General features: G+C 40.4%; 31 protein-coding genes and 1 tRNA gene. 8 read left to right on the top strand and 24 right to left on the bottom strand.

Annotated elements, in window-relative coordinates:
- Positions 1 to 3 precede the first annotated feature (3 nt).
- From hemA to J3U14_RS11695, 5 genes are all read left to right on the top strand, one after another.
- Complete coding sequence (hemA, locus tag J3U14_RS02180; RefSeq protein ID WP_267350807.1) at positions 4 to 1,275, top strand: glutamyl-tRNA reductase; 1,272 nt, start codon at positions 4 to 6, stop codon at positions 1,273 to 1,275.
- A 37-nt stretch (positions 1,276 to 1,312) separates the two neighbouring features.
- On the top strand, positions 1,313 to 1,570 hold the full coding sequence (locus tag J3U14_RS02175) for a DUF1289 domain-containing protein (protein ID WP_267350808.1): 258 nt from the start codon (positions 1,313 to 1,315) through the stop codon (positions 1,568 to 1,570).
- A 116-nt stretch (positions 1,571 to 1,686) separates the two neighbouring features.
- A complete protein-coding gene (locus J3U14_RS02170; protein ID WP_267350809.1) occupies positions 1,687 to 1,929 on the top strand; it encodes a zinc ribbon domain-containing protein in 243 nt (80 codons plus the stop codon).
- Between the two features lie 99 nt (positions 1,930 to 2,028).
- Positions 2,029 to 2,115 (top strand) — tRNA-Leu (locus J3U14_RS02165).
- Between the two features lie 786 nt (positions 2,116 to 2,901).
- Complete coding sequence (locus tag J3U14_RS11695; RefSeq protein WP_416380137.1) at positions 2,902 to 3,099, top strand: ribbon-helix-helix domain-containing protein; 198 nt, start codon at positions 2,902 to 2,904, stop codon at positions 3,097 to 3,099.
- Between the two features lie 12 nt (positions 3,100 to 3,111).
- Here J3U14_RS11695 and J3U14_RS02155 read toward each other — a convergent pair whose 3' ends face one another.
- The 22 genes from J3U14_RS02155 to J3U14_RS02055 all read right to left on the bottom strand — a co-directional run bounded on the left by J3U14_RS02155 (position 3,112) and on the right by J3U14_RS02055 (position 19,706).
- Positions 3,112 to 4,827 carry a hypothetical protein gene (locus J3U14_RS02155; protein WP_267350811.1) on the bottom strand — a complete coding sequence of 572 codons (1,716 nt, stop codon included), beginning with the start codon at positions 4,825 to 4,827 and terminating at the stop codon, positions 3,112 to 3,114.
- A 4-nt stretch (positions 4,828 to 4,831) separates the two neighbouring features.
- Positions 4,832 to 5,416, bottom strand: coding sequence for a hypothetical protein (locus tag J3U14_RS02150; protein WP_267350812.1), 585 nt, complete (start codon positions 5,414 to 5,416; stop codon positions 4,832 to 4,834).
- Positions 5,391 to 6,053, bottom strand: coding sequence for a hypothetical protein (locus J3U14_RS02145; RefSeq protein WP_267350813.1), 663 nt, complete (start codon positions 6,051 to 6,053; stop codon positions 5,391 to 5,393). Before J3U14_RS02145 ends, J3U14_RS02150 begins: the two co-directional genes overlap by 26 nt.
- Positions 6,054 to 6,059: 6 nt before the next feature.
- Positions 6,060 to 6,497 (bottom strand): tail fiber assembly protein, encoded by a 438-nt coding sequence (locus J3U14_RS02140; protein ID WP_267350814.1) that lies wholly within the window; start codon positions 6,495 to 6,497, stop codon positions 6,060 to 6,062.
- Between the two features lies 1 nt (position 6,498).
- Positions 6,499 to 8,022: a phage tail protein gene (locus tag J3U14_RS02135; RefSeq protein WP_267350815.1), complete on the bottom strand. Its 1,524-nt coding sequence runs from the start codon at positions 8,020 to 8,022 to the stop codon at positions 6,499 to 6,501.
- The gene (locus J3U14_RS02130; RefSeq protein ID WP_267350816.1) at positions 8,019 to 8,627 is read right to left on the bottom strand and encodes a phage tail protein; all 609 of its coding nucleotides are present in this window, start codon (positions 8,625 to 8,627) and stop codon (positions 8,019 to 8,021) included. Before J3U14_RS02130 ends, J3U14_RS02135 begins: the two co-directional genes overlap by 4 nt.
- Positions 8,624 to 9,799: a baseplate J/gp47 family protein gene (locus tag J3U14_RS02125; protein ID WP_267350817.1), complete on the bottom strand. Its 1,176-nt coding sequence runs from the start codon at positions 9,797 to 9,799 to the stop codon at positions 8,624 to 8,626. The genes J3U14_RS02130 and J3U14_RS02125 overlap by 4 nt, the downstream gene beginning before the upstream one ends.
- Positions 9,792 to 10,118, bottom strand: a complete 327-nt coding sequence (locus tag J3U14_RS02120) for a DUF2590 family protein (RefSeq protein ID WP_267350818.1) — start codon at positions 10,116 to 10,118, stop codon at positions 9,792 to 9,794. Before J3U14_RS02120 ends, J3U14_RS02125 begins: the two co-directional genes overlap by 8 nt.
- Complete coding sequence (locus tag J3U14_RS02115; protein ID WP_267350819.1) at positions 10,108 to 12,171, bottom strand: phage tail tape measure protein; 2,064 nt, start codon at positions 12,169 to 12,171, stop codon at positions 10,108 to 10,110. The genes J3U14_RS02120 and J3U14_RS02115 overlap by 11 nt, the downstream gene beginning before the upstream one ends.
- Complete coding sequence (locus tag J3U14_RS11690; RefSeq protein WP_416380138.1) at positions 12,172 to 12,318, bottom strand: DUF6890 family protein; 147 nt, start codon at positions 12,316 to 12,318, stop codon at positions 12,172 to 12,174.
- Between the two features lie 44 nt (positions 12,319 to 12,362).
- On the bottom strand, positions 12,363 to 12,620 hold the full coding sequence (locus J3U14_RS02110) for a putative phage tail assembly chaperone (protein WP_267350820.1): 258 nt from the start codon (positions 12,618 to 12,620) through the stop codon (positions 12,363 to 12,365).
- A 128-nt stretch (positions 12,621 to 12,748) separates the two neighbouring features.
- On the bottom strand, positions 12,749 to 13,096 hold the full coding sequence (locus J3U14_RS02105) for a hypothetical protein (protein ID WP_267350821.1): 348 nt from the start codon (positions 13,094 to 13,096) through the stop codon (positions 12,749 to 12,751).
- The gene (locus J3U14_RS02100) at positions 13,089 to 13,448 is read right to left on the bottom strand and encodes a D-Ala-D-Ala carboxypeptidase family metallohydrolase (RefSeq protein WP_267350822.1); all 360 of its coding nucleotides are present in this window, start codon (positions 13,446 to 13,448) and stop codon (positions 13,089 to 13,091) included. The genes J3U14_RS02105 and J3U14_RS02100 overlap by 8 nt, the downstream gene beginning before the upstream one ends.
- Positions 13,445 to 13,732 (bottom strand): holin, encoded by a 288-nt coding sequence (locus J3U14_RS02095; RefSeq protein WP_267350823.1) that lies wholly within the window; start codon positions 13,730 to 13,732, stop codon positions 13,445 to 13,447. Before J3U14_RS02095 ends, J3U14_RS02100 begins: the two co-directional genes overlap by 4 nt.
- 9 nt (positions 13,733 to 13,741) lie before the next feature.
- Entirely contained in the window at positions 13,742 to 14,200 is a 459-nt protein-coding gene (locus tag J3U14_RS02090; protein WP_267350824.1) for a phage protein, read from the bottom strand.
- 13 nt (positions 14,201 to 14,213) lie between these two features.
- Positions 14,214 to 15,326, bottom strand: coding sequence for a DUF2586 domain-containing protein (locus tag J3U14_RS02085; RefSeq protein ID WP_267350825.1), 1,113 nt, complete (start codon positions 15,324 to 15,326; stop codon positions 14,214 to 14,216).
- Positions 15,327 to 16,019: a hypothetical protein gene (locus J3U14_RS02080; RefSeq protein ID WP_267350826.1), complete on the bottom strand. Its 693-nt coding sequence runs from the start codon at positions 16,017 to 16,019 to the stop codon at positions 15,327 to 15,329.
- Complete coding sequence (locus J3U14_RS02075; RefSeq protein ID WP_267350827.1) at positions 16,009 to 16,485, bottom strand: phage tail protein; 477 nt, start codon at positions 16,483 to 16,485, stop codon at positions 16,009 to 16,011. Before J3U14_RS02075 ends, J3U14_RS02080 begins: the two co-directional genes overlap by 11 nt.
- Positions 16,482 to 16,934: a head completion/stabilization protein gene (locus J3U14_RS02070; RefSeq protein WP_267350828.1), complete on the bottom strand. Its 453-nt coding sequence runs from the start codon at positions 16,932 to 16,934 to the stop codon at positions 16,482 to 16,484. Before J3U14_RS02070 ends, J3U14_RS02075 begins: the two co-directional genes overlap by 4 nt.
- Positions 16,935 to 17,040: 106 nt before the next feature.
- Positions 17,041 to 17,745 carry a phage terminase small subunit gene (gpM, locus tag J3U14_RS02065; RefSeq protein ID WP_267350829.1) on the bottom strand — a complete coding sequence of 235 codons (705 nt, stop codon included), beginning with the start codon at positions 17,743 to 17,745 and terminating at the stop codon, positions 17,041 to 17,043.
- A gap of 53 nt (positions 17,746 to 17,798) precedes the next feature.
- Positions 17,799 to 18,788 carry a phage major capsid protein, P2 family gene (locus J3U14_RS02060; RefSeq protein WP_267350830.1) on the bottom strand — a complete coding sequence of 330 codons (990 nt, stop codon included), beginning with the start codon at positions 18,786 to 18,788 and terminating at the stop codon, positions 17,799 to 17,801.
- A 21-nt stretch (positions 18,789 to 18,809) separates the two neighbouring features.
- Positions 18,810 to 19,706, bottom strand: coding sequence for a GPO family capsid scaffolding protein (locus tag J3U14_RS02055; protein ID WP_267350831.1), 897 nt, complete (start codon positions 19,704 to 19,706; stop codon positions 18,810 to 18,812).
- 144 nt (positions 19,707 to 19,850) lie between these two features.
- On the opposite strand from J3U14_RS02055, the gene J3U14_RS02050 reads away from it, so the two are divergent.
- The 3 genes from J3U14_RS02050 to J3U14_RS11685 are packed head-to-tail and all read left to right on the top strand — an operon-like array spanning position 19,851 to position 22,991.
- Positions 19,851 to 21,644: a terminase large subunit domain-containing protein gene (locus J3U14_RS02050; RefSeq protein ID WP_267350832.1), complete on the top strand. Its 1,794-nt coding sequence runs from the start codon at positions 19,851 to 19,853 to the stop codon at positions 21,642 to 21,644.
- Complete coding sequence (locus J3U14_RS02045; RefSeq protein WP_267350833.1) at positions 21,626 to 22,690, top strand: phage portal protein; 1,065 nt, start codon at positions 21,626 to 21,628, stop codon at positions 22,688 to 22,690. Before J3U14_RS02050 ends, J3U14_RS02045 begins: the two co-directional genes overlap by 19 nt.
- Positions 22,691 to 22,733: 43 nt before the next feature.
- Positions 22,734 to 22,991, top strand: a complete 258-nt coding sequence (locus J3U14_RS11685; protein ID WP_416380139.1) for an ogr/Delta-like zinc finger family protein — start codon at positions 22,734 to 22,736, stop codon at positions 22,989 to 22,991.
- Here J3U14_RS11685 and J3U14_RS02040 read toward each other — a convergent pair.
- Both J3U14_RS02040 and J3U14_RS02035 read right to left on the bottom strand, forming a co-directional pair.
- Positions 22,978 to 23,157, bottom strand: a complete 180-nt coding sequence (locus J3U14_RS02040; protein WP_267350834.1) for a hypothetical protein — start codon at positions 23,155 to 23,157, stop codon at positions 22,978 to 22,980. The genes J3U14_RS11685 and J3U14_RS02040 overlap by 14 nt on opposite strands.
- A 379-nt stretch (positions 23,158 to 23,536) precedes the next feature.
- On the bottom strand, positions 23,537 to 23,731 hold the full coding sequence (locus J3U14_RS02035) for a hypothetical protein (RefSeq protein ID WP_267350835.1): 195 nt from the start codon (positions 23,729 to 23,731) through the stop codon (positions 23,537 to 23,539).
- Positions 23,732 to 23,865: the final 134 nt, after the last annotated feature.

The raw sequence follows: 23,865 nt of genomic DNA, 5'->3' as shown, positions 1-23,865 counted from the left end.
GCAATGTCAATCACTATATTAGGTGTCAATCATAAAACGGCACCCGTGTCGCTGAGAGAAAAACTCGCTTTTCCCAATGAAATTATTGATAAAGCATTATACAGCTTATATCAACACCCTTTAGTTGAAGGATGTGTGATCTTATCAACCTGTAATCGCACAGAAATTTATCTTAGCTTTGAGCACCAAATTGACTATTTAAACTTAAAACAATCTGTAGAAAGCTGGCTAGGGCAGTTTCATCATATTGACATTCAACATTATCACGACATGCTTTATTGGAAACAAGGACAGCAGGCAGTTGAACACTTAATGTCTGTTGCATGTGGTATTGATTCAATGGTGCTTGGAGAACCCCAAATATTAGGTCAAGTTAAACAAGCTTATTGTTATGCCCAGCAAAATAATAGCTTGTCACTTAAATTAGAAAAGCTATTTCAAACGGTATTTCGTGTAGCGAAAATAGTACGAACAGAAACGAAAATAGGCTCAAACACGGCTTCCGTTGCTTATGCCGCTTGTCTTATAGCCCGAAATCTATTTAAAACAACGCAAAATTTAAATGTGATGTTAGTTGGGGCGGGTGACACAATTGAACTTATTGCTCGTTATTTAAAACCTCATCGATTCAATCATGTCATTGTAGCTAATCGAACTCGAGAAAAAGCCCTTAAACTAACCGCACTTATCGATGCCGAAATTATCTCTTTACCTGATATTGCAAATCGTCTTAAAGATGTAGATATTGTCATAAGTTCAACAGCGAGTCCGCTACCTATTATTGGTAAAGGAATGGTAGAGCGAAGTTTATTGGCAAGAAATAACCGTCAAATGCTGTTTATTGATTTAGCGGTTCCTCGAGATGTAGAAGAAGAGATCAGTAAACTTGACCATGTACATCTTTATTCGGTCGATGATTTGCAAAAAACAGTTGAGAACAATCTACAACAACGAATGGTAGCAGCTCAAGAAGCACAACACATTATTCGAGAGCAAGCCGAACATTTTTTAGATTGGTTAAAAACGCGTTCTGTGATTGATTATGTAAAACAGTATCGTCAAAATGCTGAAAGTATACAACGTGAACAAGAAGAAAAAGCTTTAAATGCATTTCGGCAAGGTGAGAATATTGAAGATGTGCTTGCTGAATTTTCACGTCGGCTAACCAACAAACTGATTCATGCACCAACCCAAACATTACTCAATGCATCAACACATGATTGTGATGACTGCTTTAAAATTCTGTGCAAAGGATTTGGTTTAAAAGGGCATTAACTAACATATATTATTTGTTTACAGGAAATATAACGTATTGGATCAGATTGAATTTTTTGATATACCCAGTCCATGTAAGCGTGTTTGCGAAACCGATAAACAAGGGTATTGTATAGGCTGTTATCGGTCAAGAGAAGAACGTTTCAGCTGGTTAAGCTATACTGATAAACAAAAAAAGGAAGTATTACGTTTGTGTCTACAACGTGCTTATAAGCGTCGTTATTTAGCCATGCTTCAGCAAAAATTTCCGTCTAAACAACGCTCATCACAAGTTGAGCTTGATTTAATAGAATAATTTTATGCGCTTTATCATACAATATCTTGTAATCTTGACTTAGTCAGAGTAGGATTTTTAGGCATTAGGTTAGGTAAGATTTAATCACAATAGTTAATTTAATCGAGATTTTAAAAATGAAAATGTGTATTGCATGTGGCATGCCAATGACTTCAATTGCTGATTATCCTTTGCATGATCTATCTAAAAATTATTGTAAATATTGTGCCAATCAGGATGGTACCATGAAAACCTTTGACCAAAAATGGCATGAAGTGACTTTACGGTATGCCAATAACCATAATATTGACTATTCGATAGCAAAACAAACTGCTTATACTATTTTGAAAAAATTACCGGCGTGGAAGCGTCGTTGGTAGTTGATTTTTTAGGCATTCAAAGCACATTATCATAATATCAGTTGCAGTTATTGCAAAGCTTAGTATAATTGCCAACGTTTACTTATTTACACTTCTAATGCCAGTGTGGCGAAATTGGTAGACGCAGCGGATTCAAAATCCGCCGCCCTTAAAAGCGTGTCGGTTCGAGTCCGACCACTGGCACCAATAAAATCAACTAGTTATGCAAAATTTTCATCTCCGAAAAATAATTAAATAATAGTCAGTGGCGGTAAAATGGCGGTGCATTTTTGTTGCATCTGATGAAAAAATGGTTGTAGTAATCAAACCCTACCCTCTCAAATATAGCTAATTATTAAACTAATCGATTTCAGTTTTATTTTTTATAACTGCATGATTTTAATAAAAAAATATTTATACTGTTAGAGAAATTTAAATTAATAATTTGACCTAAAATAAAAATATTACAATTAATTAATTGGTTACAAATTACAGCGATCTTTTTTATAAGTTAAAAACTGAAAAATACTGAAAAGCTTTTCATTTATTTCAGTTTTACACGATCCTCGACGATCCTATTTACAATATACGTTCGTAATAGTTTTTGTAATAAAATTCAACTGAAAAAAATTTTCGCCTCAAACCTCGTAGGCGGGTGCGGTGTAGCGCCGTTTTGGTCACGCGATCGATTTGGCGTTTAAATGTTGATTTTTGATGATTAATAAATTAATAATTGGATTTTTTGAAAAAAGAGGTTGATTTTATAGGTAGGTGCATCTATAATTATAAATATCAGCAGGGTGCTGATACGGTAAACCCCCGACCGAAGACGGGGGCAAATAAGGAGAGAATAAGATGCGCTATATCTTAATTCTCTTGGTTCTACTAACGGTATCGCTACCTGTTTACTAGTTCCAATCAAAGGTGGGGGTGCCACCCCACCGATGATCCTAATATATCAATTGATTAATTAAAAATCAATAGGGAGCCAACGTGGCATTATCGAAATCGGAAATCCAAAAACGTAGTGATGAAAAGAGAGGGGTAAAATCGCGAGGATACAAACTACCAATTGAAACAATTGAACTCATATCTGAACTGAGTAAACTAACAGGCACGCCGCAATCGAAAATAATCGAAAACGCTATTTCGATGTATAAGAGCACAATAAAACGCCCCAGCAGGGGCTAATCAAAACAACGACTATTTAGCTATAATTGGAGAATACTTTTCATCCAATTTGAGAGCATCTAATTTAACGCCGTTAATTGCCGCCGAATTTGTAGGGGGGCTGGTATTTGGATGCGTGTGTTGAGCTGTCAGCTCTGCGAGGCGTTCAATTAATTCTAACGTGTCCAGCATCAGTTGCGAAATATTTATTGTTGACGATCCCAACCAAACCGACGGCGCCAGTATTTGTTGTTGGGCACCGGCTATTGATTGACGAATAGTGGCAACCGTTTCACGAATTTCGCTAGCGGTGGTTGTGATACTATTAGTCACCGTTAAATCACAATTTTGTTTTATTTGGACGCACTGATCCCCGTCAACGTTCAATGTGTAATTTTTGCCCACGTATTGCACCTGGTTCGAGCTGGTGCCGACTGTAAAATCATCCAAAGAAATCGCACTAATTGTGTTAGCAGATAATTTGCAATTACTGTAGACATTAACTGTATAATTTGCAGCAACCGAAACTGTTTTGGTTGTTGTTTTTTCTGTTGACGAATCACTATTTAAACAATAATCGCGGGCGTTATCAGTTACCGTCTGGTCGCTCTCGCGGGTCATGTTGCCTACGTGGTCAATTTTAGTAAAAACCTCTGCACGCTGCTGTAGCAGATGCTCGTTTTTTTTGATATCTGGCATTGTTTTGTTGTTTGGGTAAATATTGCGTATTACTGGCTGGTCAGGTCTGCCGTTAATAAAACCTATCTCAACCTCGGTACCAACCTCGGGATAGTGATACGAGCCCCCCTCGGATCCAATATTGGTGACAGGCAATGGCACCGATTTATAAACTGGCGTTTTAGATTCTGCGCCGTTCTCGTCTAGCAATTGTACGTTTACTGCGTATTTAGGGCGAAATGGTGTTGATATATCTCCCAAATTTGTCTCATCAGAAATAGCCACAACTTTCGCCATTTTTGACAGATGATAGCCGTCTGCCAACTCTGGGAACTCTCGTTCTATTTGACGGCGCGCTGCTGATTTTTTAACCGTGACATCCTCAAATGAGATAGTCATATTATCGTTAATCAAATTGACAGTAGTGATTTTTTTGCCGTTTATTTTTACTCCAGGCCGCAATTTTGGTACCAGTGGAATTTCCACAATATTTGATCCAGCGGTAGACGAAGAAATTGTATTTAAATTGTCGCCCAGATCGATATTTTTATCAGAAAAATAGCTGTCACTATAACTACCGCAATAGATTTTGCCTGTCGGCGTTTGAAAAAAAACGTATTCCGGAATGCTGAACGCCCTGCCAATTTCGCGCAATAGATGATCTCCTGTTCCTGAATGTTTAAAATGCGGTATTTTAGTATTAACGTATGTTGCATTGGGCAAATTAAACTGCAACCCATTTTTTGACGTTAGATATTCAGTGACAATTTTTAATGTAGGGTGTTGAAACGAACAATCAATATTCTGTTTATAACAACCGATTAATTCGCGAATAAAAAGCTTTTTAGTGTTTTTTGCCGCGGTCTGCTCACTTTCCACGTAACCAGTAAAAAATCGCTGCAAATCAGTGCCGTATCCAACGTTTATAATCAACGTTTTGTTTATGTACGAATCGTTATTAGCCGGGACGGTAATAAATCCACGTCCACACGAATTTAATTCCAAAACGATATTACAATCAATAATCTGAATGCGATCGTTATTGATAACTGCATATTTATGTATTTTCATTTGACTACCCTAACGCATCATTAGCCCGCGCCAAAACATTTTGCTCAAACCAGGAAAGCTCGGCGCTCTCCTCGTGTTCGTCTGGTACCTCTTCAATTATTGCGCCGACGTGCTCATCACCGTTTTCTACCGCCAGTTGTTGAGCGCGAGTTTCTCGTTTTTCGGGGACAGATTTCCGCTCTGATAGAGAAAATCCTATTTGCCACGCGAGCAGTGACGAATGAGGGGAAACCGAAATTTTTCCGCTGAAAACAGCCTCACGTAGATTGACGACGTTAGCCGTAGCGTTGGCAATACGATATAATTTTTTTGCACCGCCATTTTCTGTTTGATACGACAATTCGATTAAACGACTGAGCCGATCCGGCGTTGAGTATTCAATTAACCCGCTAATATTAAGCTTTTTGGGCTTGATTCCTTTTTCACTGCTGTTAGTCGATGACGATTGCCCCGACTGGTCGTCTTCCGGCAAATCATACTCAACAGAAATTGACGGGTTTTTTAATACGATTGATTCACCATCTAACGCTAATACAATATTATCAACGCGACCCGATGATCCGTTATTGTTCGATGAGCATTCTATCATGCACTAAATCCAAAATAGGGGTTAAATTAATATCTGAAAACGCCAACAAAAACGTAAAAATATGTTCACTGTTAGGCAAATTTTTATAGAGATCACAGGGATAACCATAAAAAAAATTAACATCAATGCTACCGCTAGTTAATGATGCCGTATTGTTTGTGACACTGTTCAAAATTTCAGATTTTTTCTGTGCAAACTGTTGCAGTTCACGCATGACGCTATTTATTGACGACCGAGGGCATTGTTGTGCCGATTTCAACGTTTGAGCGTTAACAATTGCACGTGTATTACTGGATGATAATTGTTTGACCACCCTGCGATCGGCAGGGTTTGGGATAACCATTTTTGTTATTTCCAAATCCTGCACTGTTTTGGCTGTTCTCAATGCGCGCGTAATTTCTGGCAAATCCCAGCACCGGCTAAACGCCGTTAACTGACGAATAAATTCAGTTTCTGTTACAGACGAGATCATTACAACAGCAACCGGCGTTACGCTGTCGATCTGGCGTTGCAGTGCGTTAATCGCCTCTGTAGGGGATAAAAATTTGCTATTAGTAATCGGATACGGTTCAATCGCTATAACCTCATAGTTCATCTGCTGATATTTTGCTAATGAAAATGTTTTATCACACCACATAATTGATTATTCCGGTTTCTCTGGCCAATTTATTTCAGTTTGATTCGCGTCAATACGAGTTAACAAAATTCTGTATTTTTTCCACTGTTTGAGCCGCCGCTCCTCATCCGCGGACTGCATATCGAGATCGATAATATCCTGTAACACAGCTATCTGTTCGCTAGCCTCAGAAATCAATAAATTTTTCACAGTCTGATTCTGCTCAATGATATAACGATCGTAGATAGAAATATTTTTGACCCATTGCTGGCCGTCCCACTCGTGAAACTGAGACGGCCTAGGCTCTGAATACGACAAATCATCAAATACAACGCAACCAGCGTTGATTGCAGCGTATAAATCGTGATGTTGCTGCTGCGTGATTTCGATCGCCGTGTGCGGGATCGAATCGTTGACAGCGTCAATGTAAAACGAATTGGAATCGTGATCGAAAAAAAATCTCATTTTATACCCCTATAGCTAAATACGTTATTGCGGAATTTTTAAACGACGCTTCGCTGGAACGACCCCAGAATTTAAATTGAGATCGTGATATTGGCCATGCGCCGATCGAGTGTGCACCAGCGTCGCGGTCACTACACACGATCGACAGACACGCGTTAGGGAACGAGGTAAAAAAATTACCAGTTCCGCCATTCGCACCCCACGATTCATAATAATCAACCTGTCCCCACTGGATCAAAACCCCAGACGGCAATTTAACAAAACCGGCGTGATCGCTCCAGCCCTGCGAAAATAATTGTTCAACGTGTTTTGATAAATCGATAACGTTTGCTGCCGGCACTCGTCCGCCTGTCAAAACGCCTGAACGATCAAACGCCCATGAATAACGGTTGTCGCTATCGCAGCGACCAATCGTGCCGTCATTGTCAATGACGTACCCAAATTGTTTATTGGGTGAAAAAATTGTGGTTTTGTTGTTGTTAATAGATATTTTATCGCGCAACTGGGACACAACCGGCTCAATAGCGGACAATTTTTCGTGCGCGTGAATGGCGCTATCGTTCGCTGACGATGCCAAATCGTGAGTGATTTTAACGGCCAGCGGTGTGGACGCCTCTAATTCAGATTCGCTATTTGTTGCCGAGCTGAGTCTGACAATCCCCCAGTTATCAGTTGACGCACGATCGGACGTGGTGACAAACGATTTCGGTTTAACAACAATCAGCTGACCATTGGCGTCAACTGAGGCAACACGTTCAACGTAATGATCAGATCCGGCGTGTTCGTAATCCCGTAAATTGGTACCTGCGACTAAATTATATTTTACAGACCATTCGCCAGTTGTAGTTCCGGCCAGCCACGCATCAATATATAGCGATTGATTTCTTTCAATGTTTATCAACGTTTCTGTTGTGTGATCAACACGCAAACCAGCAACATACGCCAAACCTGACGATACAGCCATTTGATCGCCAGTTTTGGTTATTTCAAAACCGTAATGAATTGCCAATCGATTATATAAATCATAGTTTGTTAATCGGATGCGCTCATCCTCACCCCCCAATCGTTTTGAGTAGTCAATTTGCCACGTTTCTGCATTAACTGTAATCCCCGTTGATTCAGACGCGTTATCGATTTCTAACCAAATTGATTCAGTGATAGTATTACCCTGTCGTTGTCCAGCGGTTTTTATTTTTCGAGTTAGATCAGTATGCATTACCATACATAGCGTATTAGTTTCCGCGTTAATCAGCCCGATATAATTAAACAAAAAATCCCCGACACCGGTATCTAAAATAACCGAATAAACCACGGTTCTATCGTTTAATAACCCGGTCTGAGTGACAGGCGCTGTGTGTACAACCTGATCAGCGGACGGTATCAAACCGTTAAAATCGATATCGGTATCCCCGTTAACTCCGTCAATATTTGCAAAAATTACCCGATCCAACGTTATCGGTTGGGATTGGCTCAGTTGACGCATAAAAAATTGTTCGCCTGTTTTTATTATTGCCGTTTTACTCATGTTGTACCCCGTAGAGTTTTTATTTCACCAAATCCGCCAACGCTAACAATTACCGCTGACAGGTGTGTTCGTTTAAAATCAAATTCAGATCCGTTGTAACGCTGATTATTATTGAAATCACCGCATCGAAAACGAATTGGTTGCGTGTGAACAATCTCAAAATAATAACGTCTGCACGTTCGGCCGTATTGTCTGATAATTTCAGTTAGTAATTCACGATTATTTGTTAACTGGTTATCTGATAATCTCAGAATAATAACGTCCCAATCGTAGCCGTGCTGACGTTCCAGTATTTGAACTGCACCAATTTCTAAACGCTCAAAAATATTTCTAAACCCGGCAACGGATCCAGAATCAGCGGCGTTCGAGAACGCGTATCTAAGGCGTTTTCGATAGAGCTGGAGGGATTCATTATTCAGTCGTTTAACGTCTCGTTGATATGCGTACAAAAATAACAGCCGTTCATCACAGGTCAGCGGATCAAACTGCAGAATAGGGAATTTTAACCATTGATACATACGATCCCAGTATTGAACCGCGGCATTAGCCAATTTTAACGGTTCGCCCCGATTCATCCAGACCGGCAATTTGATTTTCAGTTTCATTCTGCGACCTCTGCATTAATTGTTAGAGTTCGCAGCCTAGGCACTTCTAACTCGCTGACAATGTCGCCAATGTTAAATACAATTGAATGCAATTCATCAAATTGTTCATGCAGCTCCTCGTTTAATTTTGAGATGCTAAAACGTGAATATGCGTTCACCTGCGTTACGTTATAATCGTTGTTCTGACGAAATGCGCAACGGATAAAATTTTCAATATTCAATACGTATTGATTGACATCAGACGGCTGTTGTTCACGTTCAAAATATAGTGAGACATTAATATCATATGGATTACCTGGCACAGCAAAACATTTCAAATCGTCACCGTGTCCTCGATGCCCCTGTCCCATAATGTAGTTGTTAATTTTGTCGACAAAATAGGCCGAATCGACACCGTCATTTAATAGTAGGTACAAATTAGCTGTACCCGGGCCACGTGGCGCGTCGTGAACGAAAAAAATCTGTTTAGCAGATATCCCAGCAATTGTTGTCACAATACCCCGATAAACTGCGTCAGTGTGATAATGACCGACAAAATTGTATTGGTTCTGGGTCCTATCCCTTAAATCATCATCTGATTCAATATTAGCGCCCGGAGAGATCAGCCAATTGTCATCATTGGTAACTGTTATGCCGTCGATCTGTTCAACCAAATAACGATAATAACCTGCGGCTAAATTGTAATTTTCACCGCTGCCGACTGCCACCACAGGAACACGTGCACGTTCAACGCCAACAGGGATACTATACTCCTGAGTGGTTTGTAATTGATATGCAACCCCGTTAATTTCTGGAGAACTGATGACAGTGCCCGCAGGTATAACCACCGATAGATTCTGATTTGATTTAGTAAATAGAATTTCACCTGTTGCCGCTGTTGCTGGTTTACGCTCTAAATTAACAGCATTAGCAAACAAATCTAAAAATTGACCGCGGGCTGTCATTAAAAACATATTCATCAGCACGTTTTTGATAAATGCATTTTTTAGCCAAATATAGGGTTGAATGACAATAGCTAAAATTAGACGCCAAAACGGCGAATATTTCGACGTGTTGGTAATCAGCCCTTCAGTTCTGACCAACTCCTCGAACTCGCTGCGTACGGCGTTTTCGTCAATAGGCATACCATGGTCGTGCAGGATTTTTTCAAATGTTTTCTGATAATCAACCATCGATTGTTACTCCAATTTTTCCAAATTCGTACGTGTCAGCAGTTAAATATAGCCGTTCAGATGTTTCCTCTGTGATGCGAACAGTGCCAGGCACTATCCTGCGATCGCGTTCAACTAACAGAATAATTTGCGTGAATACGTCATAACGCATTGTAGGCGATCGTTCAGCAACTAATTCAGTAGCCAAACCGCTCTCAATAATTGAGTGTTTGACATCCTGACCTATGCTATGCTGATTTTTTGCCAAATTGGGCTCATAACCACTATTCAACGAAAAATCACGATCAGCTATGAACAAATCAACGTATTTATCCAGCATATAGCGTCTCCCATTCTTGTAATTGCGCAGGCGTCAGTGGCTGCGCGTTGTTTATAGTAACCGATTGAATATTTTTACTATTATCGATAGATTGAGATTTGTTATTGCGAATTTCACGAGACAATCCCCCAGGCTCTATTTCACTAACAACAGTGCTAGTAATCGGCGATTTAGCAGGGTTGACGGGGGTGCGTTCCGGCTCGTCAATTTTCTCGTATTCTAGCAGCTCAATATTTACGCCCGGTATATAGTTCAAACCCTCGATAATGGTGTTAATAACAGCGATCCCCATATTTTTAACCCGTTTCCACGCGTTCGAAAACATCCCAATCAATGCGTCCCCGATTTCAGAAAACGAATCAAAAAACGAAAAATCGGTAAAAAATCCCACAAACCAATCCCACGCAGCACACAGCCCGTCAACCAACGCGTCGAACGCCGACATAATCAGATCCCAACCAGAACACACCAAATCAAACAACCAGTTGAAACTATCGACCAGCAGATTAATGATCCATGTGTCACGGATGCTGTTCCAAAAATCCCCTATAACGTCGATAATTATTGAAAATGCGGAAACAATTGTATTAAACAGCCAGCCAATTACTGATATCCAGGCATCAAACGCCGCGGAAATCCCACGCCAAACAGCCGAAAAAACCGCCCCAAAAAATTGGAAAAATTTTATCAACGCCTGAATAAACCACGTTTGACTGAGTGCTGCCCAAAACGCCTGAAATTTATCAATAACCCAATTGATAACAGCGCCGATTTTATCTCGAAAAACCCAACAAACAGCGATTACTGCACCGATTGCCAAAACGATTAACATAATTGGGGAACACAATAACGAGATGACCCCAGAAATAATTGCGAAAATCGCGGCCACAGCAGCCAACCCCATAAACGCCACTGTGACAATACCTAACCATTTTGCTAAATTAGGGAACAGTTCCAACCATTTAGAAAATTTACCAATTAATCCTCCGATCGTATTCATAACAGGTGTTAAAACTGGTAATAATGCGCGACCGAGCGACTCTTTAATATTCACGAATTGAGCATTGATTCTATCCAACGGTTTAACATTTGCCTCAGCCATTCTTTGCATTAGTTTAAAATTCTGACCGCGGCCAATCTCCTGGGTGTGTTGTTGTAGTTCATCAAAATTATTCGAGAGCACCCGAACAATATCAGCGCCAGCCCCAAAAGCCTTATCCAATTCTCGTTGGGCTTTAATGTTCGTCGACAAATCCTTACCGAATCTACCCTGAATTTTTGCAATAATTTCGGGCATTGACAGCATTTTGCCGTTAGCATCAGCAAACGATAGTCCTAACTCTCGACCTGCGGCGCCTAAATTTTTGTAAAGTGCGGCATAAGATTTTGCTGCACCACTCCCCAAACTTTTACTGGCCAGACCCAGAACAACCGCCTGTTCCCCCATACCCACGCCGTTATTAGCGGCAGCACCTTTAGTGCTTTGCATCATACTTTGCAGTTGCTGGGTAGAGACATTAAAATTATTTTTAGCATACGCAGCGATACCGGCAGCATGCCGGGCGAAATTGAGTTGACCAATTTTGTTAGACGCATTTCGGTAATTTGATGCCATTTGCTCAATGTATGCGGTTGATATGTCCACGCTTTCGCCGGTAGCTTTTGACAGCATATTCATTGCAGCTACAGCCTGCGGTACGTCGACATCACTAATACCGGATAGCGCCCCTTTAATCGATGATGCGGAGTTAACAAAATCAAGCGCGCTGGTACCATACTCAGCGCTAAATTTTTTAGCCGCTGCGCGCAGTTCATTAATTGACGAAACACCGCCGACACTGGCGTTTTTTAGAGCCCTGTCCATTTCTGCGGTAGGGGATAGCAGGGCAGTTATGCTTTTAGCAACGGCAAACAGCGCCAGCCCGCCGCCACCAATTTTTTTAAATGAACTGGCTGCGGTTGCATTAAATGATTTAAATTGTGACTGAACACGTTTAAGCGGTGCTGTAACGCGATCCGTTAATTTAATTGTGAAATCTAATGATGATGACATTTATTTGATACCTTTAAACGCCTTTCCTATACCGTTTGCCACTGCTGCCGCTTGTACCTCTGCTAGATGATTGTCAAGCCAAGCCACTCGGGCGAGGTTTTCACTACTATCATTCTCGGTCGGGAAATAGTAGCGACGTAAGATCAAAAGCTGCTCTAACGAATTTTTTTCAATCTTACTTACTCGCCGATTTAGTTTTTTATTTCAATTTCTAAATCAGGAGCGAACTGTTTCAGTACTTTTTCAATAATTTGTAATGCCGCGCCGACGTGTTTTTCTAGAATCTCGTTCAGCTTATCTTTATCTTCGGAGACAACAGTACGACGTAAAAAATTAGTTGCCGGAGCGACTTTGTCGTTCATCGTGATATCGTTGATATACGAGTTATACGCTAGTTTTGTTGGCTCAAATGTGACATCTGTACCGTTAATTGTTAATGTGATTTTCATGTTCTACCTCGATTATTGTTTCAATTAAAATGTTGTGTCTGAGTGCGCAGTCAATATAAATGCCGCGCCATTCAATTAATGCGTTTTGTATTGCCGATGCTGTGTTATTTTCGATACGCGGCAATGTTTCAACGCATTTCGTCAACGTGTTTTGTTGATAAAATATTTTCGTATTCTGCTGTTTGTTGATTGAACAGCTCGACAAAATCAGAACTAATGCAATTGCTATTAGTAGCATCGCCAGCGGCCTGCGTTTTTTTGTGATTTTGTCTTTCATACGTTTTTACCTGTTGTAATTTTATTTCCAGCTCGTGCGATTTATTGTTAATAACCAATTGATGTCGGTTTGTTTCACGATTCAGCTGGTTTATTTGCTTTAACGATCTGCTATCATGTTGTAATGACGCAAAATAAAAACCAAATCCGAAAACCATTAATACAAAAATTCCAACAATGACCAGCCGGCTTTTATTCATTTGAACCCCAGCGCGTTTTAACACTCCTGACGTCAATATGGGTAAATGTTTTGTAGCGCCCAATCCCAAATTTATTTGGGTATTTTGATTCCAAATAATCAGCCACAGATTTAGGATTAACGCGTTTGACGCTGATATCAGCCGCGTTACCTAATATATGTTGGCTGTGCCGCGTTCCGCCCACGGATTGATTGTGCCGTGGGCAACGGCAACCGCTGTTAATGTAGACTGGGGTGTTAAAATAAATCCGCACGTCCTCCAGCACATCAATCAATTTCGGATTGATATCGTCACGGCCGCAACCGCATTTACACGCAAATTCTGAAAGTTTAAAGTGTTGTGACAAATTCATTTATTATCCTCTTTCTTCTTATCTATATAGGTGATAACTACCCATTCAATTAATGAATGCCCTAAAATACCTAACAACGCCGCGGCTCCAACAACAACCAATTGCGGCGCGTTAGGGTGGGGGATCATGATTAATCCAGCAATCAGTGAGGAGCCGGTACCAAGCAACGACCTGCCAACAACTTTTCGCCACGTGATTGCCTCGTCTCCTGCTAACAATTTAGCTATGCCGAGCATAAACCCCACCAGCCCAATCTTTACTAATAACGATTCTTCATTAGTCATCATCAAAACCTAGTTATTTAATAAATTGCGTGTATCTGTTGCTGATAGATACGGCACTCCGTTAATGCTGACAAAATCGGGTGACGTCACCATATAATCGACAGTATGCGTAGTTTCATCGTCACTGGATTTATCAGCATTGAGCAGATCTGAGATTTTGAGCTTACAGCCGTATGCCTCGATTTTTTGCTCTTCATCGCCGGTGTTGGCATAGAACATAAAATCAGCCGCCGGCATATCACGAAATGATCCGGCAGCTCTGGCAATATCGATTAATTTATTAAAATATTTGCTGGTCAACGTAATTGCACCCTCGGCTGACACCGACCCGGCTATATGCCCGTCGGGCACGCCGTTAGTGGTTGCGGTTGCGCTATTATCTGTAATTGTCAATGTAATGCTTTTAACTTGAATCAGTTCACCCGCATAGTTCACATCGAATGATTTTCCGGTAATTCTTGACCCCATTTTTTACTCCTAATTACTGATCTAATGATGAATCTAACATCAGACTGATAGTGATTTGCATTGGAATATCACGCGTGCGCACAACGACGTAAATATCGACAATTTTTTGTGATTTCCAGGTGATAACGATATCGCCGTCCCGAGGTTTTTTGACCTCGCCCGGAAACTCAATACCGTTAATTTGAGTAGTAATTGACATTTCACGCAGCGGTTTAGCAAAATACTGCTGGTGAACGGCGATTGAATTAGCCGAACTATTGAATGATGCGTCAGCAATTTTAGCAATAGCTAACAATCGGATTTTTCGTGCTACTTTATCGATAACGCGTACTGTTTCGGCTGATTGATAGTCGCCACCCTCAACATCTAATGTGCGATCGTCTGCCCAATAAATGCCGTCATAGTCTGGGTACCACATCGGCACGCTGTAGCGGTTAGCATTTAACGTTTGTAGTGTCGCTAACGGTAATTCAACACCGGCAGCATCAACGGGCAGGGCGTCGCGACCTAAATTACTGACTGCACCCGTTTTAACCCGCGCCAACGCATCAGCGATGGTTACAGAACGATTACATGAGCGCCCCGCATTAACAAACGGCTCATTACCCCAAAGCATCGGCACAAGCGTAATTGCATATTCGGCGATGCCGCTTTGCAGTGTAGCTAATCTCGATTCATATTTGGCCCAAGTTTCGTTTGATTGCAGACCCTCCACGCCCAATATGAATCGCACCCAGCGTCCGTATTTAGCAATTAAATTCTTGCGGAGTGTGATCGCCTTATTGATTTCAGATTTCGTATTGATATTTTCAGCATAGACGACCGCCTCAAACGAGGCGATCTTTTGCGCCTGCATTACAGCGTCTGTCCAGTCTTGACCGTCATTGAGTATTGCAATACTGGCAAACCAATTCTGGCCGGCGTTTTCTAATGCTGCTAATACGCCTTTTTTTAGCGCGCTATCATCATTACCTAATACGCTGTTGAAATCAGTTTGCGCATTGACTGAAATAATTTGCCCTTTGTTTTTGTTAGCATTGCCGATAAATAGAAATCGACGTTCAACCTCATCGGTTTCACCCTGCAACAAATTTAATTGATTGATTGTAATTGTTGGCCAAACCATTTAAAAATCCCCCCTTTTACTGCCACCAAAATTAATGTTCCGTAATTCGCGTTTAATTGATTTTTCAAAATCCGCATCGCTAATGCCCAAAAACTCACGACCAGGGACTTTAATATCCCAACTGCTTTTTGCTTGTTCAGCTAGCATTTGCCTAATAACAATCCCCGCCTGTGCTTCACTTAAATTTTCCCTTAGCCATTTGGCGGATGAGCGCACCCTTTTTTTATTTTTTGGGTGTGTATGCCCCAATTTTCGTAATTTTTTTACCTGCCTATCCGTCACCGACCCTTTTTGCGTGTTGTGAGTTTGATTAGTAAATTGCTCTTTGTTTTGTGTAACTTTCAACCCTTCTTGTTGGGTTTTAGCTACAACGCCAATCGGGATCGCCTTGCTTGATGTACTCTTGTACTGCCCCTTAAAAAACGCTTTCCCCTCAAATGGTGTTGACTTAACACCTATGCTTTTGGTTATTTTGCTGAGCAGTTTTGCCCTACGTTTGCTATGGCGTTTATCAAAATTTGTGCCGCTTGGCGTTTTTTGGCGTTTAATGTTGCGCTCAGTTGCTGCTATTACGCCATTTTTCATAATGCGATATAGCAGCTTTTGGCGTTTTTCCGGCGTTAAATTCATCCGTTCTATTTCAGCCCTTAAATGTTTTAACTGAGCTTTATTTAGTTCGCCACTAATTCGCATTGATGTTAACGTCCTCAGGGTGCATCCAGATGCTGGTTTCACCTAATCTGTATCGCCTACCTTTATATGGTATTGCCCCGTTTTCATCTTCAATTAACGTAATGCATTCAATTAACGGCACTGAAATCATTAGATATGCCGTTTGTTCGTCGTTTTCTGAAACGTCAATATCCGGGTTGACACTATCAAATTGCGCATCGCTACAATTTTTACTTTCAAGCCAACACATAACTAACGCAAACACTAGGCATGGGTCAAAAACTCGGTACGGGAACTCGTCAAATGTTATCACCGCATCGTATTTCAGTTTTGCGCATAATAGTTGTTCCGTTGGTTTTTTTGTTATCTGTTTAAATACCCGATCGATTTCTAAGTTGTCCATAAACGAGGTAAACTTTTGCCCACGATAAACATCTGCGGGTAGGTTATCTTTTAAAAATTTTGTTAATTCATTAATTAAACTCATATTAAAGCCACCCCGCAGCGACGCAGACCTAGTAATTTACGAATTTCTCGTGTGCTTTCCGCGAGCAATGCAGCCTTCATTTCTTTTTGGCTTTCGCCGAGTTTGTCATCTCGACTAGCAATACTGACAAATTCACCGACCAAATCCGACTTAGCCCTTGCAAAAACCGCTTTTTTATAAATAATCACTGTTGATGATATGCCATCAACGCTGACTACTCCGCATTTTGATGCTGTGTTAACCCCGTTAGATATTTGTGTTTTTTTGTATTGTTCTAGCGTCAAATTGATTTCAACAACTGCCGACACGAGCGCGTCACGTATTAATTGTTGATTAATATTAGGCGACATAGAACGCTCAATCATAAAATCAGACAGATCAAGATCGGGCCAAAAACCGTCATTTTTGATGTAAATGTCTGATTGTTTAAAATCCTGTCCGCTAAACATAAATATCCTCAAAAACCTATAAAAAAGCGCCCGTACGCAAATTTCAAATTCAGCAAATAAAATACTAATTTTAGTTTGCTGGGCGCTGGTGGTTGTGTGTAGTCTGTTATTTGGTTAATGCATTAATTCGTTGTTCAATGTTTCCCAGCATAGTTTTTACACCAATTTTGCTGTAAATTTCATGCGCCTGTGTCAACAGTTCTTGCGCTTGTTTTAAAGTGTCGACATTATCGACAGCGGTCGCCTTCGGCGTGCCGTTTTCATCACGTAATAGATACAAACCAGCGAACTTGTACCACTCCGCCGTATCTGATTCATATAATCGCCACTTGTTTTTTACCAGATCAAACACTCGACTAAAATATGGCTCGATTGAATGGCCGTTAGTAGCTGTGGTCTCTACCCATTCGAATACAGTTTTAGCAACAAAACCTGGCAGTTTCATGCTCCACGCCGTCGGCGTGTCCTGGTTTTGCTCTATTGCAATTTCTGCCCAATCGAGACCCTGATCGAACTGCTGAGTATCAAACAGCCAAATAATGCACCAAACAAAAATTGGATTTGGGTAGATTCGTCCCTCTTGCAAATACCGCTCGACTTTTGGCAGCCACTTGGGCAACACAACGTTTAATTTGTATTCATTACGCTCTGCCATGTTATTACCGAAATTACGTAAGTATTCGATATCACGTTCAAGCTCAGCATTAACAATATGTAAGCTATCTTTTGAATCAACTAGTACCGCTTTTTCTTGACTGATTTGCGCCACTTTTTCCCGGTGTTGTTGAAATGGTGATAAAACAACCGTCATAAATCCATCCTTTATTAAGCCGCTAGTTGAAACTAGCGGCAATACAAATCAAATTAAACAAATGAAATTGCACTTTCATCAATCGCGACATACAGTTCTGGTACCTCTAATGCATACCCCTCATTGCGCCAATATTTATTTTCAAATTGTTTACGGTCTTGCACATCCTCAGCCGCACGGCGTCGTGATCCACGTTGAGTATAAATATGTAAATTATTGAGTGTGGTCGCGACCATTCTCCTGCCTGGCATAAATGGCGGCACAAACGCTTTTTTGCCCGCAATAATTGTATCAAGCTGAGCTGCGGCCAAATTTTCGGTTGGCGTATCGGCTTTGCTATATAGTCGGAACTGTTCACGCGCGAGCAAATCACTACCCACCAAAATAACAATATTTGGATCGTTGCGGCATTCAACAGGTAGATGATTGATCAGATCTGACGCCATAGCATCTAATGTTTCATAACTGCCACCAACACCTAGCGTAACAGGATCGGTCATGACCTGCGCCCCTCCATTCCACTCTTTAGCAAGTTGGTGCCAACCTTTATTAACATCCTCACCGTTAGGGTTGTTTGTTGGATCGGTTGTTGTTGCAACACTGGTACCATTAAAACCAATGCGCAACATATCAAGCGCGAATTGTTTATCTATAAATGATTGAATCTTATTGAAAAATTCGTCTCGATTACCTGAATTAGCCCAAACACTTAACGTATTCCAGTCGATTGCGGCGCAAGAATCTGTTTCAACTAAATTAAATTTATTACCGTCAACCCCCAATTTTTTTACAAATCGGCCATTGGCTACACGACCCGTCAATAGCTGCGATGTTCCAGTGATAACAACTTGCCCCGCTAACTGATCAACATCAAAACAGGTGATCAGCCGCAAAAATTCGGTACTGTGTAAAATGGCGTCACGGAGTAAAGTTTCCATTGGCGCGGATAATGAAAACTGTTTAGTAACAGTACCAACGCCCGCCTGTGAGGCCAAATCTGTACAATATTGTTGGATTAGTTTTTCTGCTCTGGTATTCAACATAAATGGTTATCCTGTTATTAATTAATGCAATTTAATGCCACTAGATCGTGAGCTAATACCCGGCTTTTTATTAACTGGCGTATTAATCATCGCATTAAACTTATCTGTTAATGTTTGGTTTTGTTTTTGCAGTTCGATCATCTGTTTTTTTAATTTCGAAAACTCTGCCGGATTAACGTCTTCAACGTGTTCGGTTGCGTTTTCCAGACTTTCTTCTGTCTCTTCCACCTGCTCTTGAATATCGCCTACAGTTTCTTGCGCGGCTTCGGTGTCGCCGCTTTCAAGTTGAGCTTTCAACTCGTCTATTTGTGCTTGCAAGTCAATATTTAATTGTTTTGCCGCGTTAAGATCGGCAAGTAGCGCATCAATTTCTTCTTGTGTCATGCTGTAGTTCTCTCTTTTTGTGAATTTAGAAAAATCAATATTGTGCTTTGGTGTTTCTGTTTTTCCGCTACCTAAAAATAAGACTGGTGCGGCTCTAAATCCCTTAGCGGTAGCTTGGCCATTCTTAGAAAATGCTAAACGTGATAATCCGGTGCTTGCGGGTTGATCGGTTGCCGCTAACCCGACAAGGTAATACGATCCCTCATCGGGGAAATCGGGTAAAATTTCAACTGATGAGTAAATTTTCTGTTCTTGTTCATTCATTGATTGCAAAATGCTGTTGGCTCGTAGCCTTGCCATTAAACGCAATTTACCATTTACTTCTTCGGTTTTTAACTCTTCAACAGTACCAAGATTTGCGCTCCATTGCCGCCAAAAAGGGTCTTCGTGTTCGCACCAGATCAATGCTTGATAAAGGTCAATTCTGTAATTTTTAGCAACGCTTTCGATCCATTCTCGCTTAATTTCGCGACCGTCAATGGTTTTACCCTCCTGCGCGATGCATAACCAATCACTAATTTTTATTTCTGCCATATTTTTAACTTGGTTGAATTGATTTAATCGATGTGTGTATGTTAACGATTAATAATTGAATTTTCACCAGATGTGATTCGGATATAAAGCCTTTTCCGAAAAGGTTTTGATGAGTGTTTTACGTGATTATTAGACAATAGTCACATGAGATACAATCCCGAATTAATAAAAGCGGCGCAAGCGCTGTATTTACAACGTCATACGCCGAAAGAGATAGCTAAATCGTTGCATTTAAAAAATGTGAGGATCGTTTACTATTGGGCAGAAAAATACAAATGGTCATTACTGCTGAGTGAAGAATCGGTAGAAGATGCTATCAATCGCCGGTTAGCGCTATTAGTCGCTCGTGATAACAAGACCGAGATTGAATTAAAAGAAATTGATAATTTAATTATTCAGCACGTTAAATTAATCAATGCGCGAGCTAAGAATCAACTAAAATCTGAACTAACGCCGGTTGCGGATGCTGTAAAAACAAGTACAGGCGATAGCAACAATTTACAACAACTGAATGACAAACCCGGCAGAAAACCGCGTAGAAAGCGAAAAAATGACGTTTCCGGCATTACGAAAGAAGATTTTGATAATGTTGCAAAAACGTTGCTATATCCCCACCAGTTATATGTTAGAGAACATAAAACGGCATCACGTTATCGATTTATCTTAAAAAGTAGGCAGATCGGATTCACCTTTTATTTTGCTTTTGAAGCGTTTGAAGATGCTGTATTAACGGGTAACAATCAGATATTTGTATCATCATCTAAAGCGCAAGCAAGAGTATTCTCAACGTACATTAAACGTATTGCAGATGAATTTTTCGGTGTTGAGATAAAGGGCGGAGATTTTATCACACTGAGCAATCATGCAAATTTGATTTTATGTGCCAATAACGTAAGTACAGCACAAAGCTATAGCGGTAATGTTTATTTTGATGAAGTTTTTTGGATGTCCAAGTTTATCGACCTGTACACCGGCGCAAAGGCTATGGCCACACTGGGCGATTTTAGAATAACGTTATTTTCAACACCTAGCACTAAAGACCATCCGTGTTACAAATTATGGTCGGGCGAGGAATGGCAGGCAGGATCACCCAAACGTAAAAATACTGAATTTCCAGCTGATGAGAAACTCCGAATGAACGGTACCATTTGCCCGGATAAATTCTGGCGGCTGTTGATCACAATGGAAGATGCTATCAATCTTGGTTTTGATAAAGTCGATATCGACGATCTGAAAGAATCGAATAGCATTCAAGCGTTCAAAATTTTATATTGCTGTAAATTTGCTGAAAGCGGCAAAAGTGTGTTTGAGTTTGAAAAATTACAAAAATGTATCACTGACGCCAGCAAATGGCAGGATCTAGATCTAAAAAGTGACAGGCCGTTTGGTAATCGTGAGGTATGGGCAGGTTTTGATCCAAGCCGAACGAGGGATAATGCCACGTTTGTATTAGTGGCACCGCCATTACATCCCGACGAAAAATTTAGAATATTAGCAATTTATAAATGGCGAGGCATGAATTTTAAATACATGGCCAACGAGATAAAAAAAATCAAGGCTAAGTTTAATATAACCTACATTGGTATTGATATAACAGGGATTGGTTATGGTGTTTATGAGCATATTAAAGAGTTTGCTCGCCGTGAAGTGAGAGCCATTCACTATAACGTCAGCATAAAAAATCAATTGGTTTTAAAAATGCTGGATGTTGTAGAGGAGGAACGAATTGAATGGGACGGGGAGCAAAAAAACCTAATCACGGCGTTTATGTCGATTGAACAACAAACTACGGCCAAATCAAATCAGATTACATATGCAGCTAGTCGAACAGAACTAACCGGACACGCAGACGAATTTTTTGCAACCTCGCACGCTGTGTTTAACGAGCCATTGAACAACACAAAACAACGAAAATCAACATGGATTACACAAAAATGATTAAATTTTTCAATCGCAAAAAACGTGATCAAAAAACAAAAAAAATGACATCGATCACATTTGAACGCCCCGAAATTGTTGTTACAGATCTAACCACGTATCTGGGAACACGTAACGAATACGAATCAAACTGTTATACAATACCAGTTGATCGACTAGCATTATCTCAGTTGCCTAATATGAACGCCCAACATGGCGGAATAGTGCAGGCTCGGCGAAATATGTTATTAAGCACATACATCAGCGGCGGACTCAGCAAAATGGACGCTATGTCCGCATTCCAGGAGCTGATTATTTTTGGTGATTGCTATCTATTAAAATTACGCAATGCATTTGGTTCAGTTGTTGGATTGATTCCGCTAATGTCATTGTATGTGAGAGCACATAAAAATGATGATGAAGACGCCATTACAGGTTGGGTTTTACCAAACAAAAATGAAACAATTATTTACCCGTTTGATGATGTAATACAAATAAAAATGCCTGATACACAGCAACGGGTATACGGGTACCCCGATTATATGGGCGGTGTTAATAGCGCAATGTTGAATAGCGAGGCGACAATGTTTAGGCGGCGTTATTACAGCAACGGGGCACATATGGGTTATATTTTTTACACTAACGATCCGAATATGACCGATGAAATCGAAAATGAAATAAAAGAAAAGATTGAAAACTCAAGAGGAGTTGGAAACTTCAAAAATATGTTTGTAAATATACCTGACGGCAGTGAAAAGGCGATACAGCTAATACCCGTCGGCGATCTAAACTCGGCCAAAGACGAATTTGCCAATATCAAAAACATTTCAGCACAGGATCTATTGAACGCACATCGATTCCCTGCCGGTCTATCCGGGGTAATTCCTGCCAACGGGTCGAATACTGGCGATGTAACTAAATTGCGCAAAAACTATATGAGTACAGAAACCAAAGTTTTGCAAGATTTGATAAGCGATTCCGTGAATAACGATCCAGACGTGATCAATTCCCCATTTTCTAGCAAATTACTATTTGATTTTGAGGTAATTACACAGCCGTCTGATTAAAATATGTTATAATTGGCTCGTGTAGAAATGACGAGGGGATAACATGAGCAGAAAACCAGTATTATTTTGCCCAGAATGCGGACAACGCGCAGTGATCACAAAAACCGCGCGCACTCATAAACTGTTAAACTATCAATATTGTTCGTGTTCTGATCCTGAATGCGGCCTGACGTTTAGAATAAAATCGGAATTTGATCGGGTTTTGAGCCCTAGTGCGCGCGGGTTGGGGCGAATAAATACCTATCTGGCCAGCCGTGATATTAACCCACAACTGGCACTGGACATGGTTAATCCGAGTTGATGTTAGGTTTTTGTTTAGTGTTTTTTTGTATTTTTAACAGGGATTCGTGCAGCAAACACAATCCAATCTGAACGTCACGTTGAGATAATTCGGCATCAATCATCAACCTACTGATAAATTCTGCACGCTCTAATTTAATTTGATTTTTTAGTTCAATATCACCCATTTGAGTAGCTCCTAATGAAAATTAATATACTGTAATTAAATACAGTATATTAATTTAAAACGAAAATTTCAAGTAAAAATTTTATTATGTCATTGATTTTTATATAAAACTATTTAGCGGTTTTAATCAGACGATAAATTTACCTATTAGAGAAGGTTTAATTTTAAATATTGGATTTAACAGAGGATGAAGCTGAAAAAATTACTAAGAAGCAGTTATAAAGAATTAAGGCTCAATTAGAGCCTTAAAGGGTTCAGTGTACCACCACTGAATATGTAGGTTACCCGATCACCGTATAGAAAGTGAGTTACCCTAACGCATTTTGATGATAAATGAATCTTCCCTGATAAGCAAGAGCATCGACCACCTAATATTTATTTTATTCTGATTTTTCAATAACTGCATGCAACAAATCCGCTATACAGCAAATCACAACCACAAAGTCGGCAGGGGTTGAATGTGCGTTTATGCAAGCGCGGGCGATTGTCTCGGCCTGTTCGATTTTTGCGAATTGATTTAAATGAATAACAACATTTTCTGATGTGTCAACGGGTGTAATTTGTGAGATTTTCATGATTAAATTCCTGTAAAAAAGTTTAATCACCTAAAGAGTTTCCACGCTCTGGAGGTGAACCAAGCAGGTGTGGAAACTGGCTTACAGGAAGACCAGCCAACCTTACGGCTGACCCACTCAGCCCACCATTGAAA

Origin of the sequence: Gilliamella sp. B3801, assembly GCF_026536645.1 — a bacterium.
Lineage (GTDB): Bacteria > Pseudomonadota > Gammaproteobacteria > Enterobacterales > Orbaceae > Gilliamella > Gilliamella apicola_I.
The sequence above is the reverse complement of the archived record's forward strand: the minus strand, read 5'-3'. Positions and strand labels throughout refer to the sequence as shown.

Excerpts from the sequence above, each read along its gene's own strand:
- hemA (WP_267350807.1), top strand. The coding sequence starts at position 4 with ATGTCAATCACTATATTAGGTGTCAATCATAAAACGGCACCCGTGTCG.
- J3U14_RS02170 (WP_267350809.1), top strand. The coding sequence starts at position 1,687 with ATGAAAATGTGTATTGCATGTGGCATGCCAATGACTTCAATTGCTGAT.
- J3U14_RS02155 (WP_267350811.1), bottom strand. The coding sequence starts at position 4,827 with ATGAAAATACATAAATATGCAGTTATCAATAACGATCGCATTCAGATT.
- J3U14_RS02150 (WP_267350812.1), bottom strand. The coding sequence starts at position 5,416 with ATGATAGAATGCTCATCGAACAATAACGGATCATCGGGTCGCGTTGAT.
- J3U14_RS02145 (WP_267350813.1), bottom strand. The coding sequence starts at position 6,053 with ATGTGGTGTGATAAAACATTTTCATTAGCAAAATATCAGCAGATGAAC.
- J3U14_RS02140 (WP_267350814.1), bottom strand. The coding sequence starts at position 6,497 with ATGAGATTTTTTTTCGATCACGATTCCAATTCGTTTTACATTGACGCT.
- J3U14_RS02135 (WP_267350815.1), bottom strand. The coding sequence starts at position 8,022 with ATGAGTAAAACGGCAATAATAAAAACAGGCGAACAATTTTTTATGCGT.
- J3U14_RS02130 (WP_267350816.1), bottom strand. The coding sequence starts at position 8,627 with ATGAAACTGAAAATCAAATTGCCGGTCTGGATGAATCGGGGCGAACCG.
- J3U14_RS02125 (WP_267350817.1), bottom strand. The coding sequence starts at position 9,799 with ATGGTTGATTATCAGAAAACATTTGAAAAAATCCTGCACGACCATGGT.
- J3U14_RS02120 (WP_267350818.1), bottom strand. The coding sequence starts at position 10,118 with ATGCTGGATAAATACGTTGATTTGTTCATAGCTGATCGTGATTTTTCG.
- J3U14_RS02115 (WP_267350819.1), bottom strand. The coding sequence starts at position 12,171 with ATGTCATCATCATTAGATTTCACAATTAAATTAACGGATCGCGTTACA.
- J3U14_RS02110 (WP_267350820.1), bottom strand. The coding sequence starts at position 12,620 with ATGAAAATCACATTAACAATTAACGGTACAGATGTCACATTTGAGCCA.
- J3U14_RS02105 (WP_267350821.1), bottom strand. The coding sequence starts at position 13,096 with ATGAATAAAAGCCGGCTGGTCATTGTTGGAATTTTTGTATTAATGGTT.
- J3U14_RS02100 (WP_267350822.1), bottom strand. The coding sequence starts at position 13,448 with ATGAATTTGTCACAACACTTTAAACTTTCAGAATTTGCGTGTAAATGC.
- J3U14_RS02095 (WP_267350823.1), bottom strand. The coding sequence starts at position 13,732 with ATGACTAATGAAGAATCGTTATTAGTAAAGATTGGGCTGGTGGGGTTT.
- J3U14_RS02090 (WP_267350824.1), bottom strand. The coding sequence starts at position 14,200 with ATGGGGTCAAGAATTACCGGAAAATCATTCGATGTGAACTATGCGGGT.
- J3U14_RS02085 (WP_267350825.1), bottom strand. The coding sequence starts at position 15,326 with ATGGTTTGGCCAACAATTACAATCAATCAATTAAATTTGTTGCAGGGT.
- J3U14_RS02080 (WP_267350826.1), bottom strand. The coding sequence starts at position 16,019 with ATGCGAATTAGTGGCGAACTAAATAAAGCTCAGTTAAAACATTTAAGG.
- J3U14_RS02075 (WP_267350827.1), bottom strand. The coding sequence starts at position 16,485 with ATGAGTTTAATTAATGAATTAACAAAATTTTTAAAAGATAACCTACCC.
- J3U14_RS02070 (WP_267350828.1), bottom strand. The coding sequence starts at position 16,934 with ATGTTTAGCGGACAGGATTTTAAACAATCAGACATTTACATCAAAAAT.
- gpM (WP_267350829.1), bottom strand. The coding sequence starts at position 17,745 with ATGACGGTTGTTTTATCACCATTTCAACAACACCGGGAAAAAGTGGCG.
- J3U14_RS02060 (WP_267350830.1), bottom strand. The coding sequence starts at position 18,788 with ATGTTGAATACCAGAGCAGAAAAACTAATCCAACAATATTGTACAGAT.
- J3U14_RS02055 (WP_267350831.1), bottom strand. The coding sequence starts at position 19,706 with ATGGCAGAAATAAAAATTAGTGATTGGTTATGCATCGCGCAGGAGGGT.
- J3U14_RS02050 (WP_267350832.1), top strand. The coding sequence starts at position 19,851 with ATGAGATACAATCCCGAATTAATAAAAGCGGCGCAAGCGCTGTATTTA.
- J3U14_RS02045 (WP_267350833.1), top strand. The coding sequence starts at position 21,626 with ATGGATTACACAAAAATGATTAAATTTTTCAATCGCAAAAAACGTGAT.
- J3U14_RS11685 (WP_416380139.1), top strand. The coding sequence starts at position 22,734 with ATGAGCAGAAAACCAGTATTATTTTGCCCAGAATGCGGACAACGCGCA.
- J3U14_RS02040 (WP_267350834.1), bottom strand. The coding sequence starts at position 23,157 with ATGGGTGATATTGAACTAAAAAATCAAATTAAATTAGAGCGTGCAGAA.
- J3U14_RS02035 (WP_267350835.1), bottom strand. The coding sequence starts at position 23,731 with ATGAAAATCTCACAAATTACACCCGTTGACACATCAGAAAATGTTGTT.